27 protein-coding genes are annotated in these 18,706 nt (G+C 40.4%); 7 read left to right on the forward strand and 20 right to left on the reverse strand.

Translation table 11 applies throughout. The features are described from left to right. Nucleotides 1-10: 10 nt before the first annotated feature. The 5 genes from ACQYAC_RS03665 to ACQYAC_RS03685 all read right to left on the reverse strand — a co-directional run bounded on the left by ACQYAC_RS03665 (nucleotide 11) and on the right by ACQYAC_RS03685 (nucleotide 2,919). Nucleotides 11-841: a M15 family metallopeptidase gene (locus ACQYAC_RS03665; RefSeq protein WP_429942737.1), complete on the reverse strand. Its 831-nt coding sequence runs from the start codon at nucleotides 839-841 to the stop codon at nucleotides 11-13. A gap of 68 nt (nucleotides 842-909) precedes the next feature. Then, complete coding sequence (deoD, locus tag ACQYAC_RS03670; RefSeq protein WP_429942738.1) at nucleotides 910-1,605, reverse strand: purine-nucleoside phosphorylase; 696 nt, start codon at nucleotides 1,603-1,605, stop codon at nucleotides 910-912. A gap of 113 nt (nucleotides 1,606-1,718) precedes the next feature. Beyond that, the gene (locus ACQYAC_RS03675; RefSeq protein WP_058014886.1) at nucleotides 1,719-2,036 is read right to left on the reverse strand and encodes a YodL domain-containing protein; all 318 of its coding nucleotides are present in this window, start codon (nucleotides 2,034-2,036) and stop codon (nucleotides 1,719-1,721) included. Nucleotides 2,037-2,091: 55 nt separating this feature from the next. Then, nucleotides 2,092-2,700, reverse strand: a complete 609-nt coding sequence (locus ACQYAC_RS03680) for a phosphatase PAP2 family protein (RefSeq protein WP_429942739.1) — start codon at nucleotides 2,698-2,700, stop codon at nucleotides 2,092-2,094. A 48-nt stretch (nucleotides 2,701-2,748) separates the two neighbouring features. Continuing rightward, entirely contained in the window at nucleotides 2,749-2,919 is a 171-nt protein-coding gene (locus tag ACQYAC_RS03685; RefSeq protein ID WP_012010277.1) for a YozD family protein, read from the reverse strand. A 119-nt stretch (nucleotides 2,920-3,038) separates the two neighbouring features. Between ACQYAC_RS03685 and ACQYAC_RS03690 the strand changes: the two genes are divergently transcribed. After that, on the forward strand, nucleotides 3,039-3,173 hold the full coding sequence (locus tag ACQYAC_RS03690; RefSeq protein WP_429942740.1) for a hypothetical protein: 135 nt from the start codon (nucleotides 3,039-3,041) through the stop codon (nucleotides 3,171-3,173). On the opposite strand, the gene ACQYAC_RS03695 is transcribed toward ACQYAC_RS03690, so the two are convergent. The 7 genes from ACQYAC_RS03695 to cgeC form a co-directional block, all read right to left on the reverse strand. Continuing rightward, on the reverse strand, nucleotides 3,170-3,850 hold the full coding sequence (locus tag ACQYAC_RS03695; RefSeq protein ID WP_012010279.1) for a hypothetical protein: 681 nt from the start codon (nucleotides 3,848-3,850) through the stop codon (nucleotides 3,170-3,172). The genes ACQYAC_RS03690 and ACQYAC_RS03695 overlap by 4 nt on opposite strands. Nucleotides 3,851-3,994: 144 nt before the next feature. Beyond that, nucleotides 3,995-4,219 (reverse strand): YozE family protein, encoded by a 225-nt coding sequence (locus tag ACQYAC_RS03700; protein ID WP_044141194.1) that lies wholly within the window; start codon nucleotides 4,217-4,219, stop codon nucleotides 3,995-3,997. A gap of 79 nt (nucleotides 4,220-4,298) precedes the next feature. Then, a complete protein-coding gene (locus ACQYAC_RS03705; RefSeq protein WP_012010281.1) occupies nucleotides 4,299-4,580 on the reverse strand; it encodes a YokU family protein in 282 nt (93 codons plus the stop codon). Nucleotides 4,581-4,582: 2 nt separating this feature from the next. Beyond that, a complete protein-coding gene (gene ablA, locus ACQYAC_RS03710; protein WP_058014884.1) occupies nucleotides 4,583-5,983 on the reverse strand; it encodes a lysine 2,3-aminomutase in 1,401 nt (466 codons plus the stop codon). 117 nt (nucleotides 5,984-6,100) lie between these two features. Continuing rightward, nucleotides 6,101-7,477 (reverse strand): sigma-54 interaction domain-containing protein, encoded by a 1,377-nt coding sequence (locus ACQYAC_RS03715; RefSeq protein WP_429942741.1) that lies wholly within the window; start codon nucleotides 7,475-7,477, stop codon nucleotides 6,101-6,103. Between the two features lie 158 nt (nucleotides 7,478-7,635). Beyond that, nucleotides 7,636-8,931, reverse strand: a complete 1,296-nt coding sequence (locus tag ACQYAC_RS03720; RefSeq protein WP_429942742.1) for a glycosyltransferase family A protein — start codon at nucleotides 8,929-8,931, stop codon at nucleotides 7,636-7,638. Nucleotides 8,932-8,948: 17 nt separating this feature from the next. Continuing rightward, nucleotides 8,949-9,269: a spore maturation protein CgeC gene (gene cgeC / locus ACQYAC_RS03725; RefSeq protein WP_429942743.1), complete on the reverse strand. Its 321-nt coding sequence runs from the start codon at nucleotides 9,267-9,269 to the stop codon at nucleotides 8,949-8,951. 207 nt (nucleotides 9,270-9,476) lie between these two features. Here cgeC and ACQYAC_RS03730 point away from each other — a divergent pair, with 207 nt between their 5' ends. Further along, nucleotides 9,477-9,878, forward strand: a complete 402-nt coding sequence (locus ACQYAC_RS03730) for a hypothetical protein (RefSeq protein ID WP_065098203.1) — start codon at nucleotides 9,477-9,479, stop codon at nucleotides 9,876-9,878. Nucleotides 9,879-9,893: 15 nt separating this feature from the next. Then, entirely contained in the window at nucleotides 9,894-10,856 is a 963-nt protein-coding gene (locus ACQYAC_RS03735; RefSeq protein ID WP_429942744.1) for a CgeB family protein, read from the forward strand. Nucleotides 10,857-10,890: 34 nt separating this feature from the next. Here ACQYAC_RS03735 and ACQYAC_RS03740 read toward each other — a convergent pair whose 3' ends face one another. Further along, the gene (locus ACQYAC_RS03740) at nucleotides 10,891-11,607 is read right to left on the reverse strand and encodes a cytidylyltransferase domain-containing protein (protein ID WP_429942745.1); all 717 of its coding nucleotides are present in this window, start codon (nucleotides 11,605-11,607) and stop codon (nucleotides 10,891-10,893) included. 244 nt (nucleotides 11,608-11,851) lie between these two features. Here ACQYAC_RS03740 and ACQYAC_RS03745 point away from each other — a divergent pair, with 244 nt between their 5' ends. Further along, a complete protein-coding gene (locus tag ACQYAC_RS03745) occupies nucleotides 11,852-12,880 on the forward strand; it encodes an SDR family NAD(P)-dependent oxidoreductase (RefSeq protein WP_169057136.1) in 1,029 nt (342 codons plus the stop codon). Nucleotides 12,881-12,931: 51 nt separating this feature from the next. Here ACQYAC_RS03745 and msrB read toward each other — a convergent pair whose 3' ends face one another. Continuing rightward, nucleotides 12,932-13,363 carry a peptide-methionine (R)-S-oxide reductase MsrB gene (gene msrB, locus ACQYAC_RS03750; protein WP_012010290.1) on the reverse strand — a complete coding sequence of 144 codons (432 nt, stop codon included), beginning with the start codon at nucleotides 13,361-13,363 and terminating at the stop codon, nucleotides 12,932-12,934. After that, entirely contained in the window at nucleotides 13,360-13,896 is a 537-nt protein-coding gene (gene msrA / locus ACQYAC_RS03755; RefSeq protein ID WP_044141185.1) for a peptide-methionine (S)-S-oxide reductase MsrA, read from the reverse strand. The genes msrB and msrA overlap by 4 nt, the downstream gene beginning before the upstream one ends. Before the next feature lie 155 nt (nucleotides 13,897-14,051). Here msrA and ACQYAC_RS03760 point away from each other — a divergent pair, with 155 nt between their 5' ends. From ACQYAC_RS03760 to ACQYAC_RS03770, 3 genes are all read left to right on the forward strand, one after another. Continuing rightward, nucleotides 14,052-14,465: a MarR family transcriptional regulator gene (locus tag ACQYAC_RS03760; RefSeq protein WP_370339267.1), complete on the forward strand. Its 414-nt coding sequence runs from the start codon at nucleotides 14,052-14,054 to the stop codon at nucleotides 14,463-14,465. Nucleotides 14,466-14,519: 54 nt separating this feature from the next. Continuing rightward, on the forward strand, nucleotides 14,520-14,780 hold the full coding sequence (locus ACQYAC_RS03765; protein WP_061408261.1) for a hypothetical protein: 261 nt from the start codon (nucleotides 14,520-14,522) through the stop codon (nucleotides 14,778-14,780). A gap of 118 nt (nucleotides 14,781-14,898) precedes the next feature. After that, entirely contained in the window at nucleotides 14,899-15,564 is a 666-nt protein-coding gene (locus tag ACQYAC_RS03770; RefSeq protein ID WP_429942746.1) for a DUF4397 domain-containing protein, read from the forward strand. A 31-nt stretch (nucleotides 15,565-15,595) separates the two neighbouring features. On the opposite strand, the gene ypmT is transcribed toward ACQYAC_RS03770, so the two are convergent. From ypmT to ACQYAC_RS03795, 5 genes are all read right to left on the reverse strand, one after another. Further along, nucleotides 15,596-15,793, reverse strand: a complete 198-nt coding sequence (gene ypmT / locus ACQYAC_RS03775; protein ID WP_144462855.1) for a protein YpmT — start codon at nucleotides 15,791-15,793, stop codon at nucleotides 15,596-15,598. 22 nt (nucleotides 15,794-15,815) lie between these two features. Continuing rightward, the gene (locus ACQYAC_RS03780; RefSeq protein ID WP_044141181.1) at nucleotides 15,816-16,382 is read right to left on the reverse strand and encodes a YpmS family protein; all 567 of its coding nucleotides are present in this window, start codon (nucleotides 16,380-16,382) and stop codon (nucleotides 15,816-15,818) included. 9 nt (nucleotides 16,383-16,391) lie between these two features. Then, complete coding sequence (locus ACQYAC_RS03785) at nucleotides 16,392-17,153, reverse strand: SGNH/GDSL hydrolase family protein (RefSeq protein WP_306010771.1); 762 nt, start codon at nucleotides 17,151-17,153, stop codon at nucleotides 16,392-16,394. A 69-nt stretch (nucleotides 17,154-17,222) separates the two neighbouring features. Then, on the reverse strand, nucleotides 17,223-17,777 hold the full coding sequence (locus ACQYAC_RS03790; protein ID WP_058014966.1) for an SCO family protein: 555 nt from the start codon (nucleotides 17,775-17,777) through the stop codon (nucleotides 17,223-17,225). A gap of 60 nt (nucleotides 17,778-17,837) precedes the next feature. Further along, nucleotides 17,838-18,680: a DegV family protein gene (locus ACQYAC_RS03795; protein ID WP_012010299.1), complete on the reverse strand. Its 843-nt coding sequence runs from the start codon at nucleotides 18,678-18,680 to the stop codon at nucleotides 17,838-17,840. Between the last annotated feature and the right edge of the window lie 26 nt (nucleotides 18,681-18,706).

Raw genomic sequence — 18,706 nt, forward strand, 5'->3', positions numbered from 1 at the left:
TTTACTTTGATTAAATTTTCTTCACTTTGTTCATGTACTCTTCAAATGTTAAATCGTGATCATGCATCGCTTTTGCCGCTTCTTTTCCAACATAGCGCAGATGCCACGGCTCATATTCATATTTCGTAATGTCTTCTTTTCCTTTTGGATAACGAATGATAAAACCATATTTATAGGCGTTTTTAGCCACCCATTTGCCATCAGGTGTTTCACCAAACTTTTCAGAGATGTCAAAGCCGGCACTTTTTGAGGAAATGTCCATTGCAAGACCTGTTTGATGTTCACTTTCGCCTGGTAAAGCGACTGCTTCTTGGGCTTTGTCTTTGCCTTTTAACTTGACTTCATTATCAAAAATGACCTTTTGACGGTCATAGGAGCGATAGCCAGATACGGCAGCCAGCTCAAAGTTTTTCTTTTTCGCATCTTTGAATAATGTTTCAAGTGCTTCCGCTGCTTCTTTACGAATATATCGTTTTTCAATATCCTCTGAAAAAGAGAATTCTACTTTTGGTACAACGAGATCAGAAGGTTTATAGGTTCCTGGTAATGCGTATTCTTTGTTGACAAGTGCTAGCACGTTTGCAGGATTTTGAATGGTTTTCAGCCCGCTTACCACTTTGATGTCATTGAAATATTCACTCTTTAACGTCAGCTCTTGATCCGATGAACCTGCTGTATTGTTTGAGTTTTGCTGGGTAGATGAATTTGCTGCGCTCTTTTGTTCGTTTGTTTTGTTCGATTCAGATGTACCGCTCTTTTGATCCAGCAACTGGCAGCCCGATAGTGCGGCTGTCAAACCAAGAATCGATGCGATTGAGAGTATTTTATAGCTTTTCTTCATGACATACCTTCCTTTTGCTCTTCTAAAAAAATAAAGATGCGCTACATCGTAGCACACCCTTTATACTATTATAAAACGGAGTCTAGTGCAATTAAGATCATTTCGTCAAATGTCGTTTGACGCTCTTCAGCCGTTGTTTCTTCTCCTGTGAGAACATGATCACTCACTGTCAGAATGGATAACGCTTTACGATCAAATTTTGCTGCAAGCGAATATAGAGCTGTTGTCTCCATTTCAATGGCTAGAATTCCGTATTGAGCCATGAGCTCAAGTGGTTTTTCATTGTAAAATTGGTCTGCTGTAAATACATTTCCGACACGTACAGCAACATTTTTTGCTTCTGCTGTGCCATAGGCTTTCTTAAGCAGTCCAAAATCAGCGCAAGGTGCGTAATCAATCGGTCCAAACGCCACACGATTCATTTGTGAATCTGTTGAAGATGTTTGAGCTAAAATGACATCACGTACGTTGACATCCCTTTTAATAGCCCCACAAGATCCGACGCGGATTAAGTTTTGAACATCATAGCTTTGAATGAGTTCATTCACATAAATCGAAATAGAAGGTACGCCCATTCCGGTACCTTGTACAGAAACGCGCTTTCCTTTGTAGGTTCCCGTATAACCATACATTCCGCGCACTTCGTTATAGCATTCGACATCTTCTAAATATGTATCTGCAATATATTTCGCACGAAGCGGATCGCCTGGCAGCAATACCGTTTCTGCAATTTGTCCTTTTTCTGCTCCAATATGTACACTCATTTTTTTAGCCTCCACTTACGTTTACTATGTGATTTGTCCTATTTAGTATAAACGATTGAGTCCAAAAAAGAAAATACCAGCTGAAGCTCAAGCTGGCATCGTCTATCATCTATTTAACTCATTGTCATCAGCCGCTTACTGCGTTTCCATCCTGCCGGAAAAAGCTGATAATAGCACTTTCCTTTTTTCTTATCATCAATCACAACAATATCGCCTGTTGTCATAAAGCGTGCATTGTAATCACTAGGGACTGTATCATGTACATTAAATGTCGAGAATGCTTTTTCCAGAACATCCAGGTGTGTTCTGCCGCCAATCTTTGTTCGGTACACAGGTTGATGCCCGCTTGCAGCGCCATATTCAGGTGTCTGATAAATGGTTAAGTGAAATGCTGAAGGTTTTTTTTGAAAAAATCTCAACGTCAATTGCATTCAAATCCCCTCCCCTTTTATATAAAATTGGCTGGGATCTGTCAATTTCCTTCTTCTATTTTTGTCGAATGACAGACAACTTTTCGTCAATCTTTTTACAAATGAGAAATAAAGCAAGTCCTATCGCAAAACCGCCCGCAACATCTGTCAAAAAATGAACGCCGATATACATTCTGCTGATTCCAATCATAAGAACACAGACCCCTGTGATCAAGTAGACGATTTTTTGTCTTTTTTTCAGCCATGGAATCATTTCAACGAGTAGATAAGCTATAAACGGATAGATTGTGGCCGCATTCATGGAATGTCCGCTCGGAAAGCTGTAATACGTTTCATTGACAAGATGATCAAAGGCCGGACGCTCTCTAGCAAACAGCCCCTTTAGTTCATGATTGATGGTTTTTTCTGTGAGGTATAATAGAAAAAGCATCATGATAGAGTAATAGCGCTTATACATGAATAAAGCGGTACTAAAAATGAGCATGATGGGCACGAGCAGCACACTAATGCCAAAATCCGTCAAAGTCAGCATGACATCATTTAAAAAAGGGAGTCTGATGCTCTCAAACCATAAGATGATCTGGTTGTCCAATGCTTGAGCCGCTCTAGATACCATGAGCGCAGCAATGGCGCCAAATAAAATCAAAAGAAATAGGATATACACGCCAAAGATTCTCCTCCCTCTCTTTAGAATCTCTTCAAAGTATAGTGCCTACCACGCCTCTTCTTCAACTATCATTGTTTTTTTCAGCATATATTCAAACGTAATGTCAGCCAGCTCAAACGTTTCCAGCTCAGCAGGTATGTACCCTCTTTTGATCAGCTCCATGTAGAAGAATTCCGCAATTTCCTCTGTATCGATCACCAAATCTGCTTCTTTCATTCCATTCCGCCTCCTTTTTTATGATGTATGAACGACGCCTGTTTTTTATTACAGTTTGTCATAATGGCTCATTCCATACATATAAATGCAGTAAACAAAAAGAAAAGGGGTTTGAGGCAATGAAATGGTTAAGCATATTAGATGAAGAAACGTTTGATCAGATGATGGGCCGTATCTTGAGGGGATGGTTTTATGTGATTGTTTTTTTCTGTGTACCTTATTTTTTATTCGTGTTAGGACAAGTCTTTCTTTAACCAAAATGCTCGTGTAAACTTTCCAATATAAAATCCATCATATCTTTGTATTCTGGATCTTCGAAAAATTCGTAGAGAATTTTATAGTCATTATAAATATCAAGAAGCTCATCCACTATAGATACAGCGAGAAATTCTAGTGATGCTTCGCTTTCTTGTTTCTCTTCTAATTGTAATAGAGCCGTTTGCACCATATCTTCTTCCATTTCTTTAGAGGTTTCACCCACGTAATGCACAAAAAGAAGCTGATGAACAAACTGGTCCATTTCATATTTCCTCAGGACAAGCGTTAAGTCTTCCTCTTCTGTTTCCAGCCACTCTCCATCCTTTAGCCTTGTGAGTTCGTAAATGACATCTTCCCATCCGTCATCAAGGTATCGCCATATTTCAGTCCGATGACCAATAATTTTAAATAGCTCTTTTCCGTAATCTTTTACATATACAACATCGCCAATGAGGAACTCATATTCAATGTCCAGCTTTTCTGTATCCACAATCACCCCGTCGTACTCATCGTAAAGCTGGAGTGATGTTTCAAAATAAAGCACCTCATTATGATTGACCTCATACAAATAGTGCTGGTCAATTTGATGGACTTTTGTAATCGTTCCGACTGTGCCGTACATGACAACGACGACAATATCCCCTACTTGATATTTTGGTGCTTTCGCCTTCATTCTGTCTCCCCCTTGCCCGACTTTTGGTCTTAACGTATCGTATGCCGGCGCAAGGAATTCTGCATGGGCAACCACACCATGCAAAACGCCATTTTATTTCTCATCAAAAAACCGCTTCTCCCATCTGGAAAAAGCGGTTGTGTGTTATTTTTTTTTGACTTCTACATCATATTGCTCAAACGCTTCGTCAAATGTTGTCATTGAGCTTAAATAATCGCCGTTTAATTCTAAATAGGCACACAGCTCATGATAATCAGTGGACGCTTTCGGGAAGCTGTGATCCTCATAAGCAGCATTTGCAAAATGGCTGATTTCATCTTTCGGTTTTGGATGTCTGTACTTCATTAAATAATGGTAAAACGACTTCACCTGTTTTTCCCTCCGCGACACTCTATTTTGTTGTTATATTATACAGCAATTTGATGACTTGTATAGGCGGAGGTACAACTTATGATGAAAAGTCAAAGTAATTTCGCTTTAATAGCCGCTCCATGCTCATTAATTCTTCGTATGAAATTTTTTCTGGAAGTTTTGTCTGATCCACTAAAATTAATTGATCTTCTATCTCTTTGACCGTCTCATCCTTTTGATATGTCATACCGCAGTGCGTGCAGGAAATGGACGGTGTTTCGATGATTTCAATGGATTGTGTGCCAGTGATCAGTTCCCAATAGACTGTTGTCTGCTCTGCGTTTGCTTTATTTTCCTCACACCAGTCACATGTCAGCACGGTTATTTCTCCTCCTTTACAGTTTGATCTTTTTTGAGCTGCGCTTGATATTTTTTCTCTTTTAATTCATCTCGTTTTTCACGTTTGTTTTTGAGTGTGTCATGCTCAGGATTTGTCTCATATGCTTCTCTTCGTTTCATCCGGCTTAAATTCTCTGGCGTAAACGATTTCGCTTCATCCTGAAATAGTGCGGTAATACCAATCGCCGGATCTTGTTTCTCTTCATAAATTTCATTAAAATACGCATCTGCCTGACCTGCAACGTAATGCTCCGGTTCAGGGTAAGAGGTGATGACACCTTCAAAGTTACGAAGGACGACTTTGTCAGGGCTTTGCGATAATAAATAATTTGGCTGCAAGGCGATCTTTCCTCCGCCTCCTGGTGCATCCACAACAAAGCTTGGCACGGCATAGCCGCTCGTATGCCCTCTTAAGCCTTCTATGATTTCAAGACCTTTTGATACTGGTGTTCTAAAGTGGCCAATGCCCTCAGATAAATCACACTGATAAATATAATAAGGTCTGACCCGTATCATCACGAGATCGTGCATCAGCTTCTTCATAATCGGTACACTGTCGTTAATACCTGCGAGGATGACGGCCTGATTACCTACAGGCACGCCGGCATTTACAAGACGTTCACACGCTTCTTTTGCTTCTTTCGTAATTTCAATGCTTGTATTGAAATGGGTATTCAGCCAAACCGGGTGATATTTTTTCAAAATCTCGCACAGCTCATCTGTAATGCGCTGCGGAAAGACGACCGGCGCACGTGTGCCTATGCGAATGATTTCAACGTGCGGAATGTCTCGTAAGTTTTTCAAAATGTATTCAAGCACTTGATCGTTGATTAAGAGCCCATCTCCGCCGGAAATTAACACATCCCGCACCTCAGGTGTTTCTCTAATATATCCAATGGCAGCATCTAACTGCTTTTTTGGCACACCCATACCGATCTGTCCGGAAAAACGTCTTCTCGTACAATAGCGGCAGTACATGGAGCACTGATTTGTTACAAGAAAGAGCACACGATCTGGGTACCGATGCGTTAACCCTGGGACAGGTGAGTCTTCATCTTCGTGCAAAGGATCTTCCAGATCATATTTTGTTTTATGAAGCTCTTCAGCAATTGGCACAGATTGCATACGTACTGGACATCTTGGATCGTCTGGATTCATCAATGAGGCATAGTAAGGTGTAATGTTGAGTGGAATGGTTTTGGTGGAGATCTTCACCCCTTCTCTTTCCTCTTCTGTTAAGTTTACGACTTTCTCTAAATCTTCAAGCGTTTTCACGGTATGCGTCAGCTGCCAAATCCAGTCGTTCCATTTTTCTTCAGGTACATCTTTCCAAAGCTCAATGTCCTTCCAATGACGCGCCGGTTCATATAGTTTTTGATTCATATCCATTCCCCCTATCAGCATTCACCTTATACTATGCAAGTTATGTGCCAACATGGGAAAATGCCCCTATTCTTTATAAAAGGAGCTTTACCCGTGATATTCAATGGATGGTGGTGCCTATATTTCGGCATCTGCAAATTTCTTCAGTTTATATTGCAGCGTTTGTCGAGGGATTTTTAAGGCGGCGGCGGTTTTTTGAATATTGCCATGATGCTTGTTTAAAGCTTCCTGAATAAGTGTTTGTTCAAATGAAGAAACCTGATTTTTTAAGGACGCATCGGTTGTTTCTTCCTCAAGCTTCTGCGTACGTAAATGAGCAGGAAGGTATGAAGGTGTGATGTCTTCCGCTTCCTTTGGCATCATCAATACAGCATGCTCAATGGTATGTTTTAATTCTCGAACGTTCCCCGGCCAGTGGTGAGCCATAAACATTTGCTTTGTTTCTTCAGAAAGGCGTTTGACGTTTTTTGAAAACTGCTGATGATAGGTTTGAATGAAATGGCGAGAAAGCAGCGGGATGTCTTGTTTTCTCTCACGAAGCGGCGGGATATGAAAAGATGACACATGCAGTCTATAAAATAAGTCTTCTCTTAAAATTTGCTTTTTCACCGCTTCAAATGGGTCCATATTAAGTGCAGTAATGAGTCTGACATCTACTTGAATTGCTTTTGCATCCCCAATGCGGCGCACCACACCATCCTCTAACACACGTAATAATTTCGTCTGCAGCGTGAGCGGCATTGCTTGCAGTTCATCAAGAAAAAGCGTGCCTCCATCAGCCAATTCAAAGAGCCCCTTACGATCAATTGCGCCTGTATAGCTCCCTTTTACAGATCCGAACAATAGGCTCTCAAGTAGCGATTCTGGGAGTGCTGCACAGTTTTGCGGAATGAACACTTGGTTTTTTCGGTCAGATTCATGAACAATGGCTTGAACGAGCACTTCTTTCCCTGTCCCTGTTTCCCCGTAGACAACAACTGATGACGGATAAGCAGCAGCTTTTTTTGCCTTTTCAAGCATTTCTTTTAAGAGCGGATCATTTGTTAAAAATGAAGAAAAATCATGCATTTGTTCTGCCCCAGCCGCATCATGTATTCGTTTTTTTTGATCTAAACGATTTGAAAGGGCTGACAGCTTCGATACATCTTTTGCGACTTCGACCGCACCTATTAACTGGCTGTCTTCAATTATAGGCAATGTCGTGTTGACGGTCTCAATTCTTTCGCCGTTTTTATTCAAATAGGTTTGCAGCGAATGATAAATGGGCTTCCCTGTTCTCAAAACATGCATAAGCGTACTTGTTTTTTCTGTTAAAGAGGGATACACATCAAGGATGTACTTGCCAATCACTTCTTCTTTTTGTAAACAGTCAAACTTAGCGGCATTATGATTGTAAAAGATCGTCATTCCTTGATCATCTACAACATGGATCGCTTCATCAATGGCTTCTAAAATTAATTCAAACCAATCCGCTCTTTCGACAACCTTCCCCATTCTTTCCCCCTCACTTTCAGTGCCGGAAAACCGGCATCCATTGCCGGGTTTTCAGCGGCTTGATCATCTTCATCACACGATCTCCTGTCCTTTCATGTTTCGCTTTTTCCTTGCAACTTCCTGCTTTTTTTGTCAATAGCATCAAAAAAGCACTCCTCTTATGAGGAGTGCTTTCGCCCTGATGTTTGATAAAGAGACATATCGAATTCTTGCAGCGATTCCATATACAGCGGCACGATCGGCTTCCCTTCTTGAAATAACGTAAATTGGGAAGGGTATAAATTAATGGGCTGATGATAAAAAGCAAATCGCTTTACAATCTCAGGATCAATACGGCAAAAGGTATGATGCATCAGTAAATACACATCTTGTTTCCATTTAAAGAGCCGCCTGTTTGGCGGATGAAATGCTGGAGACACTTGAATCATTCCTCCATCTTTAAACATCTGAAGCCGTTCATTTGAAATCGTATAGATCTCCTTAGGGTGAAACTGAAAATATTGCACGTCACGCTTTGAAGCAAATAGCCTTTTTTTCTGATCTTCAATATAATAGAACGTTTTCCCATGATCTGCCGTGACAACTGTATAATTGGGGACTGTCAGCATATCTTTTATCTCATATTTCATCACACATAACGACGGAACCCGAATCGCACGCCTGTTTTTTTCGTTCACCCAGCACCTTTCAATTCTATGAAGATTCCCGCTTGCGATTTGGAAGTAATCCCCTTCCTTTTCAATCACCGTTCCGTCAATGAGATCATACGGCATACTCGAAAACAAATGATGAAAGGAATGAGGCGTTTTATACGTTGTATCAAGTACATCTCTTAATGGAAAGAACGCAGCAAATTGATTCAGCCTCATCCAAAAAACGGAATCTGCATGATGCCAGTGTTTTGGCTCATCAGCCCAATATTGTCCGTATTTTTCATGAATTAGCGGAAGCAAACGCCTTCTGTGCATGACCGAACAATGATCCACTTGAAAGGACGCATGCTCCAATATTTGGTCCGCTTCACGCACAAAACTCATCGTCTCGACTAATTGCTTATTCACATGCACGACCCGCTGCGAGGAATACACAATATCTATATGAGGCTTCGACTGAAAAACATCCACCATTTTCTGCAAACGATCTTGATGATACACGGTATCATCTGTTAAATAACAAATGAGCTCACCTGTTATACGAGCTAACGCTTCATTAATAAGCGTCGCATACCGTACGGTTAACAGCCGTTTTGCAGGATGAACCGAGCGTGAATACAGATGAATGCGTTCATCGTCTAAATAAGGCTGGATCTTTTGGATGGTGCCTTGTTCTGAGCCATCATCCATAATGAGAAGCTCCCAATTTGAATACGTTTGTTCCACCATACTTTTTAACACACGATCAATGAAATCAGGTTTATTGTAGCTTGTTAAAATCACCGATACTTTCATGATCATTATCCTTTTTAATTAGATTAAAAAGCCCCCCAGCTGACGATGTTCACGTAAGGAACATTCACTCTTAGCTGATTTGTCGCGTTTTTAAAGACCCCTACTGTATCAAAGAGCTGCACAACAACTACGTTTTGAAGGACATCTCCATTGACTAAATGAACGCGCGGCAGCGGAATGCCAAGTTCAAGCCATGGACGAAGTAATTCTTTGATGTTTGACACACTCTCCTCCTCACTTTCTTCTAATAGACGAAGAAGAAGTAAAATCAAGATGACTTCAAGTACTCCTTCTGTTTCTAGTAATTCTTCGTTCCAACCATTTAATAATTGATCAAATTCCATTCATAATCCCTCTCTCTTCGCATTTAATCTTTACTAGAGTATGAGATTCACTTCATTTAGCCTCAACATTTGAAAACATTTTTTAAATTGTGTGAAGTGATTAAATGATAAAAAGAGCAAGGAATCAGCGTTCTGCTTATACCAAAAAAAATGAACGGCATATACATAGGGGTGAGTTTGAATTGATGAAGAAAGGATGGGGAACAAATGAGCGACAAGCGTGCCGAATTAAAAAAAGAACTATTGAAAGTGTTTTTCAAACCACTTACTCGCACATTAACAGTTAATCTTGAAGAAGGAGGAGTTCAAATGGAAGAAAAATTGAATGATTTATTAAGTGAAGTGGCAGCCGAGGCATCACCTTCAGATTCTGCTACAACACTCGATGTATCGCAGCCGGCAAGATGGATTTTTGCAAGACTTGCACCAGGAACCGTCATTAGCATTGTCACTGATTCAGGAGACTTAATCGGGCCAGTTCAATTTGTAGCATTCAATGCTTTAACGGGTGTTGTATTTGTTACACAAGAAAGCTCAGTCACACCAACAGGCTCTGCAACGACTTTATTAGATGTAGATAAAGTTGAAAGTGTTACATTCACGTCTTAATGTGAGAGGGCCATCATGAAGCTTCTTTATATCAGCTCTGGCTACGGCGGAATCTATCACATGTTTGATCAATGGGTAGAAGAGAGCTTCATTGATTCCCCCTTTTCATGTGTAAAGATTGATAAAGAATCTCTACCCGCTCACATGCACAAAATCCGGACATTTTCTCCGGATTTTGTTTTGATGATGATCGGTGATCAAGTTCCGAGTGAAGTGCTTCATCAATTCAAACAAGAAAAGATTCCGATCGTTTTGTGGATGACAGAAGATCCTTTTTATACAGATGTGTCAGCTGCTTGCACGCGTGATGCGCTGCTCATATTAACGATTGATGAAGGAGCTTTGCCATTTTACAAGGAATTGGGCATAGGTCACGCCCACTACTTTCCCATTCCGGCAAATACACGTATTTTTCAAAGAAACGAATCGGCTGAAAAGATGTGCATCTACGACATCGCACTCATTGGCTACCCTTATCCCAACCGTACGAAAGCCATTGATACACTCTTACAACAGAAAAAATGGCGAATTCTCGTTGCAGGTAAGGAATGGCATCGTCATTTAAATAAGTCACGAAGACAATATCGAGATCTCACATTAATGACCAATTGGCTAAGCCCTCAGCAAATGGCGGACATCTATCAACAATCAGCGATTGTCCTTAATCCGCATAGACCGGCACAATTTGCGTATAACAAAAACAAAGCCATGATTCAAAATGTAAGCCTAAACAACAGAGCGTTTGATATCGCTGCAGCTGGAAGCTTTCAATTGACGGATCTACAACCGCCTCAAGCTTTTTCAAGCTTCGCTTTTTATAAAGATGAGGACGATTTGCTGAAGCAGGTTGAATATTATGGATCAAATGCCGAGAAAAGAAAAGCAATCGCACGAAACAATTACGAACAAGTCGTTTCCTGGAATACATTTGAAACATTTCCACACAGACTTTATGAGATCGTAAAAAGCGCCCTATGATTGGGCGCTTTTCTTGTTAAAATTTTTCTTATGCCTAATCCTCCGCATCTCTGCGAGCCAATAAAACTTTCTCCGCTTTCTCAAGATCTTCTTCCAGTTTCACCACAAGTGATTTTTGGGGATCCATGATATACGCTCCAACAGATCCTTCTAAAAAGGAATGAATGCATTCCTTTGCATATGGAACATGAAAAGCATACACTGCTCCATTTAAACGACCATACGTATATGGCTGCTCTTTCTTTGGCATGAAAAAGTAATGATTGTCCTTATATAAAGTGGCTTCATTATTCTCATGCAATGTCCATGTCTCATTTGGGTTTTCTAGCGCCTCTGTAAAAGATGCCATGCAGTCATAACTTCCTTCTACTAGAAACTGCAAGCATTTCTCTATATCTTCCGGCTGTCTTAAAGGAGACGATGGATGCAAATATAGAACAATATCAAAGGTCTTCCCCTCACGCTCTAAATAAGCAAGCGCATGCTTCACTGCTATGAGTGACGGTGTTTGTTCTGTTACATGACTGTCTGGCAGTTCAATCACACGGGCTCCGTAGTGTGAAGAAATGATTTGCGTATTGACATCCTCTGTAGAGACGATGATTTCGTCTAACTCAATCATTTGCAGTAACGGTTGAATGGTCCAATAGATGAGTGGCCGCTCCGCCAATATGCGGATATGTTCATCATGCTGATCGCGCCTGCTTCTAAAAGCTGGTATCAAGGCTAAAATACGATTTCCCCTATACATATATTCCCCTTCTCCCCTCGCGCGCAGCTCTCTTCATTTTCTCCTGAGCTGATCGCAGTAATGAAGTGTTCAGGTCTCTCGTTTTTCTACTTATTCTCTTATCTCTCCATATTCTATTAAGACGTCAAGCAGATGGTTATAATGTGTTCACCTAATTTATATAGAAAGTGGTTCTTTTCCTCAAACGGATACCACTCTTTCACATATGATGCAAAGTAGAGAAATGAGAGTTGGGGGATTAGATATGTCCAAAAAGATAGAAAAGAATTTGAAGGCTTTTTTTCGTGACAAAACGATATTAGTCACAGGCGGTACAGGTTCAATCGGCCGTCAAATTGTGAAAAAATTAACAGCATGCTTTCCAAAGAAGATTATCGTCTTCAGCAAAGATGACAGCAAACAATACATGATGAAAAATGAGTATGCAGATCACCCAGAAGTTGTCTTCGCTTTAGGGGATGTGCGAGATGCAAGCCGCGTGAGACAGCTCGTCAAAGGCGTTGATATCATCTTTCATGCAGCCGCCTTAAAACAAGTACCTACTTGTGAAGACAATCCGTTTGAAGCCGTACAAACAAATATTATCGGCGGGCAGCACGTCATTGAGGCTGCGATTGAACATGAAGTCAGTCATGTTGTCAACATCTCCACTGACAAAGCTGTTTCTCCGACAAATGCCATGGGTGCAACAAAATTAATTTCAGAAAAACTATTTTTCCAAGCAAACGAAAGTATTCCGAACCAAAAAACAATGTTTTGCTCTGTGCGTTTTGGCAATGTGCTTGGATCAAGAGGTTCCGTCATTCCCATCATGCTCCAGCAGTTGTTAAATGAAAAACCTTTGACCGTAACTGATCCTCATATGACACGTTTTTTTATGTCCATCGAAGAGGCTGTCTCCCTCACACTTCAAGCAGCCATCATGATGAAAGGCGGCGAAACGTTCATTCTCAAGATGGAGTCATTACAGCTTGCTGATCTCTTAAAAGCGTTTCATGAATATGCTGCTCAAATCAATGTCGCATCTCCGGAAATTCTCGTTGTCGGGAAAAGACCTGGAGAAAAGCTTCACGAAGAGCTTACATTTCCGCACGAAGCAGATGCACTATTTGAGCATGAACAATTTTATGCCATTTTACCAAGACCAAAACGGCATCCTGCCTTTCAAAAAGTCGACTTAACCAATTACACATCTAATGAAGCGCCTCTCATTACAAAAGAAAAGCTATTTCACATCATTGAACAATTACATCACACGCATCATAAAAAATAAAAAATCGTCACACGGAAGCAGATGCTTTCCATGTGACGATTTTTCAATAGATCAATCAAAGAGATGTTTCAAATCCCCATAGCCTTCTTTTTCAAGATCATCTTTTGGAATAAACTTCAAAGCGGCTGAGTTAATACAATACCGAAGACCATTTGGTCCTGGTCCATCAGGAAAGACATGACCTAGATGAGAATCAGCTGTCTTGCTACGCACCTCTGTCCGCACCATCCCATGGCTTTTATCCACCTTTTCCGCTACTTCTTCATCTTCAAGCGGCTTTGTGAAACTCGGCCAGCCGCAATGGGCATCAAACTTATCTAAAGAAGAAAAAAGCGGCTTGCCTGAGATGATATCTACATAAATACCTTCTTCTTTATGATCCCAAAATTCATTTTGAAATGGCGGCTCAGTGCCATTATTTTGTGTGACTTCGTACTGCATTCGGTTTAATTCTTTTAATCGTTTTTCTTTATCGTTTGTCATGATTTATCACTCCAATGGGACTCAATAAAACCCGCTCTGCCAGAACCGACATGATATCGTTCATAGTGCATTTTGTTCTTTTTATAATAGTGCTGATGATACTCCTCTGCGGGATAAAAAGGAGCAGCATCTAATATTTCTGTCACAATTGGCTTTTGGAAAGTACCGCTTTCGTTCAGCTTCTCTTTCGATGCCTCTGCAAGCTTTCTTTGCTCGTCATGATGAACATAAATACCTGTGCGGTAGGACTCTCCTCTATCACCAAACTGCCCGCCATCATCTGTTGGGTCAATTTGCTGCCAATACAGTTCTAATAGCTTTTCATACGGGAAAACGTCTGGATCAAACGTAATTTGAACCGCTTCTCTATGTCCAGTTGTATTAGTACATACTTCTTCATAGGTCGGATTCACTGTATGTCCGCCAGTATACCCTGATTCAACTTTGATAATGCCCGGCTGTTCATCAAAAGGTTTAACCATACACCAGAAGCAGCCTCCTGCAAATGTGGCTAATTCTTGTTTTTCAGACATATTAGTGCCCCCTTCATTTAAAAAATGGTATCATCATATTATAACATGATGAAAAATAATGAAAATGATACGACTTGTCTACCTAAATGATCAAAAAGCATTTTGTCGTATTTTAAAATATAATGGGGGTTTAATGATTGGAACAAAGAAAAAAAATGATGTATGAAATGGATACTTTACTGAGAACCGTATTTAAGCAGATCCGTTATGAGATTAACAGCCTGCTCGAAAACGAATTATCTCGGAATGAATTTCTCATTTTAAATCTGCTTCGTGAGCAAGGTGCAAAAAAAGTAACGGAATTTGCGTCCATTCTAGGGGTGTCAGCAAGCCATATCACAGCTGTGACCGACACACTCGTAGAAAAGGGCTGGATCACCCGTATCCGTTCTAAAGAGGATCGCCGCATCATCAAAATCCACTTAACCGATAAGGGTAAGGAAATTACTGAGCATTTTGAGAAAAAGAAAACAGAATACTTTATGGAGCGATTTGAGTCATTCGACGACGAAGAACTGAAAACAATGATCAAATTATTTAAAAAGCTGGATAAAAGTCAAAAGGATTAAGCATAGAATTTAGCGCACTGGACATGCTACGGATAAAAAGAGGAGGAATAAACCATGACAAGCCCTTATCTTTGTCCAAACTGTAAAACGAACAGAACGCGCTTTAATCTGATTGAGCAGCTTTCAGAACCTGTGAAACTTGACCCTGCGACCGGAGCAGTTGTCGAAAGATACGATGGAGAGCAGCTTTCTCCTTTTCACATGAGCTATCAAGGTCCACAAATAAAAGTTCAGTGCGGTGTTTGTGGTCTCATTGAGGATGAAAAAACGTTCATTAAGCTAGCTGAATATCATCAATATTCTTCTCCTTCTTAACATGCGGGCCTGACGGAAAACGTCAGGCTTTTTTCTATGCTTCGTTTGCCTATACAGATCGCCTTTTTCATGCATACGCTACAAAAAACACCTTCCATAAGAAAGTAGGGATTAATACATGCAGCAGCTCTTTTATCATGACTATTTATACCGTTCACACGCTGCGGGTTTCGAGCATCCTCAAAGCAGCGTTTCATCCAAAGCCTTTATTCGGCTCTTTCACGCTGCCCCAGATCTTAGTGAGCTTGCTGTTTATGTGAACCGGAATGAGGTCTTGAAAAAAATGCCTTACAGCCAGTTAACAGCCTATATGGAGTGGGATGAGGGAATGTATGAGATAGAAGTGTTCAAGCTAGCTACAAAACAAAGAGTTCTTCATTCTCGTATGAAAATTAAACGTGACGAGATTTACACCCTATGTATCACGGGTGCACATGCAGGTTTTGCGCTGCTGACAGAGCGGCAAGACCCTCTGATTCAACACGAAGACCTGTCAGCTCTTACCTTTGTCCACCTTTCTCCAGACCTTCCTTCCATTGATATATATGAACGTGATCAAGGGGTGTTAGCAAAGGAGCTTCACTATGTAAACAGCACTCACATTCATCATTTCTCCCCGAATAAATATCATTTTGAATTGAAAGCCGCCGGCACTCAAAGCATACTGCTTGATATCCCAAAAGTTCATCTGCAAGCAAATCGCGCATACCTCATTCTGCTTCATGGATTTGCTAATGGAGAGCCAGAGCTTATGGCGAAGGTGGTCTTGTCTCAGCAAAGATAAAAAAGAGCCTTTTCCATAGAGGAAAGGCTCTTTACGAGACATCTTCAGCTTTTTCTTGCTTTTGAAAATCAAAAGCAAGAATCATGATACCTAGAAATAATGCACAATAGGCAATATTTAAGTAAAACTGATCGATATTTTCTGCTCTTAAATCAGTGGCAGCTGTAATACCAAAGTATGCAGCAAATAAAAACGACAGTAAACTAAAATATTGATAGACTCGCCTCATGATTTCACTCCTGACTTACTTTCTATTGCTTTGGATGATAATATGAGAACTCAATTTCATCGTTCTCTAAATCAATTTTGTTTGCTTTCACATACATATCATTCGTCAGTGGCATTTCTGAAAGGCGCACTTCAACCGTTTTTTGATCCGGTTTCACATGAACGAATTCTGGCAGTTCATAGAACTGACCCATGTAGCTTAGTACAAAACTAATCGGAATGCTCAATTGTCCAATTGAAAGGCCATCCACTTTCAAAAGCACATCACCATTATCTTCGACAGTTGGCGTAAATGAGACGTTAGCATCAATCGTCGAAGAGAAAGCTTTTATGGCGCCTGTTACTTTCACATCTTGATCGATCGCCACATGAAAGTCTGGCATATCACTTGACCCTTGATTTTTCAAGTAATCATTGATAAAGCTGGTGAGTGATTCCTTTGAACTAGATATATTAAAAGAATACTCACTTTTCAATTCTTTAGTTGAAGCGGATTGACCGCCTGGCAGTAACATCAAAATACCGCAGGCAAGTACAATCAATAGATTGATTGCAAGTAAAATAAAAAATAAGCTTTTCCACTTTTTCATACGTTCACCCTATTCCTTCGGCAGTCCTTCTTTTTTCACTTTGGAGAATAAACGATTTGCCATAAGAGAGTATCCCTTTTGGTTTGGGTGGAAATCATCATCTGCCAGTAATTTTTCATCAGAATCTTCCTCAAATAAATCTGCTACATTGACCATATCAGCATTGCCGTCTTTTTTCAGTTCTTTTTTGGCGACGGCATTCCAGTCTTTGACGACTTCATCAATGTCTTTCAGCTCAGTGAGACTGAATTTAAAAGGATTATACATGCTTACATACATGATCTTCGCGTGGTCATTATGTTCTCTCAGTTGAGAAAGAATGGTTTTAAACCGCTCCTCAAAAGGACCCTGCTCTTTTTGAAAAGGAGCAAACGTCAAATTGAGCACATTTTGACGGACGACATGCATTAAGTCATTGCCGCCGATCGTAAAGAAAATATAGTCAGCATCTTTCAGACCGTCTTGCACCTTTTTTTCTTTTAATCTTTTTAATAAATCTACCGTTCTACTGCCTTTAATGGCATAGTTTTTTAATGTGACAGATTGCACGCCGTCCACCGCCTCTAACTTGTCACGGGTTATGCCTGCATATCCTTTTTTTTGTTGATCTCCGATTCCTTCTGTTAAGGAATCTCCAACCGCTGCGATCGTAATATGTTCTTTTACGTTTTGTGTGTCTTCTAGTTTATCCTTTATGCCAGCCTCTTGTGCGGAACATGCAGAAAGAACAAAAGCTAGAGACATCACAATCAAAATCAAACGAGCCTTCAAACGATGATGTCCCTCCTTTTTCTGATTAAAAAAGTGTATCATGTTTTTGCTCATTTGAACATCTTTATGCTAGCTTCGGATCAGCGTTTTGATGTCCTTGATGATGTCATCATATGGCGTGTTTTGTACACCATCATAATTTTTCATCACTTTTCCTTCTTGATCAACTAGGAAAAACAATGACTGATGGATCACTTGGTCTTCATCTTCGGGTTTCTTCACAATGGTTTTAAAGCTTTTCATTGCGAATTTTTCAATCGCAGACTGTGAATAGCCAGTGAGGAAATCCCAATTTTTAAAGGATAAAGGATATGCTTTTGCAAATTCTTTTAGCTTTTTCGGTGAGTCTACCTCCGGGTCCACGCTAAAGGAAATGATATGTGCATCCAATTTTTCTTCTTTTAACCGTTTTTGCAGCTCTGTCATATGTGCAGTCATCGGCGGACAGATCGTTTCACAGCTTGTGAAAATAAAATCTGCCACCCATACTTTCCCCTTCAAATCATCTAATGACACCTTTTTCCCATCCTGATTTTCATATTCAAACGGCTGTATTTGATAATTTAACGCATCTTTGATTTGTCCATTTGAACATGAGACTAAAAGAAGCACGCTTATGATCATAAGCGCACCAAGTGAGGCTCTCCTTTTTTTAAGCACGGTACGTCCATCCCCTTTTTCAAGTCAATCGGTATAAAAAGTAAAGCCTATTGCGCCTTTTCCAGTGTGACACGAAATAATCGGTGTTGTGTAGGCGATGTCAACAAGTGCTTCAGGTGTATGATCAAGCAGCGCTGATTTGAGCTTTTCAGCGAGTTCTAATGCATCTGCATGCGCTATCCCAATGGCTTGAACTGTTTTTCCTTTCACCGCCTGTACATACTGTTTGGTTAAATAGCGGACAAGAGCAGAATAGCTTCTCACATTCGCTTCAGGCGTATATACCCCGTCTGTTAAGCTGGCAATTGGTTTGATGTGAAGAAGTGAGCCGATCAGCGCCTTCCCTCTCCCAATTCTTCCACCTTTCACGAGATTTTCTAATGTATCGATTGTGACAAATAGCTTTGTTTCAAGACGGATTTTATCCATTTCTTTGATAATATCTTCACGGCTTGCACCATTTTGTGCAAGTTCGGCTGCTTTGGTGACTTGAAACCCTAATCCATAGGAAATAAAGTTTGAATCAATCACGGTGATGTTTCCGTCTACCATTTTCGAAGCGCTTTCAGCAGTTTGAACTGTACCACTCATTCCGCCCGTTAAATGGATACTAATGACTTCGCTTCCATCTGCCGTTAGTTTTTCATATAATTCGACGAATTGACCGATCGCAGGTTGAGACGTTTTCGGCAATTCTTCAGCGGCCTCCATTTTTTCGATAAATTCATCTGGCTGTATATTCACTCGGTCAATATAATCAACCCCAGAAATGGAGATATTGAGCGGAATCACGTGAATTGAAAGATCATTGATTTTTTCTTGCGGAAGATCCACAGTAGAATCTGTTACAATTTTAATTTGTTTCACTATCGTCTCATCCTTGCTGTCTTAGT

Origin of the sequence: Bacillus sp. MM09(2025), from assembly GCF_050496725.1 — a bacterium.
GTDB classification, from domain to species: domain Bacteria; phylum Bacillota; class Bacilli; order Bacillales; family Bacillaceae; genus Bacillus; species Bacillus pumilus.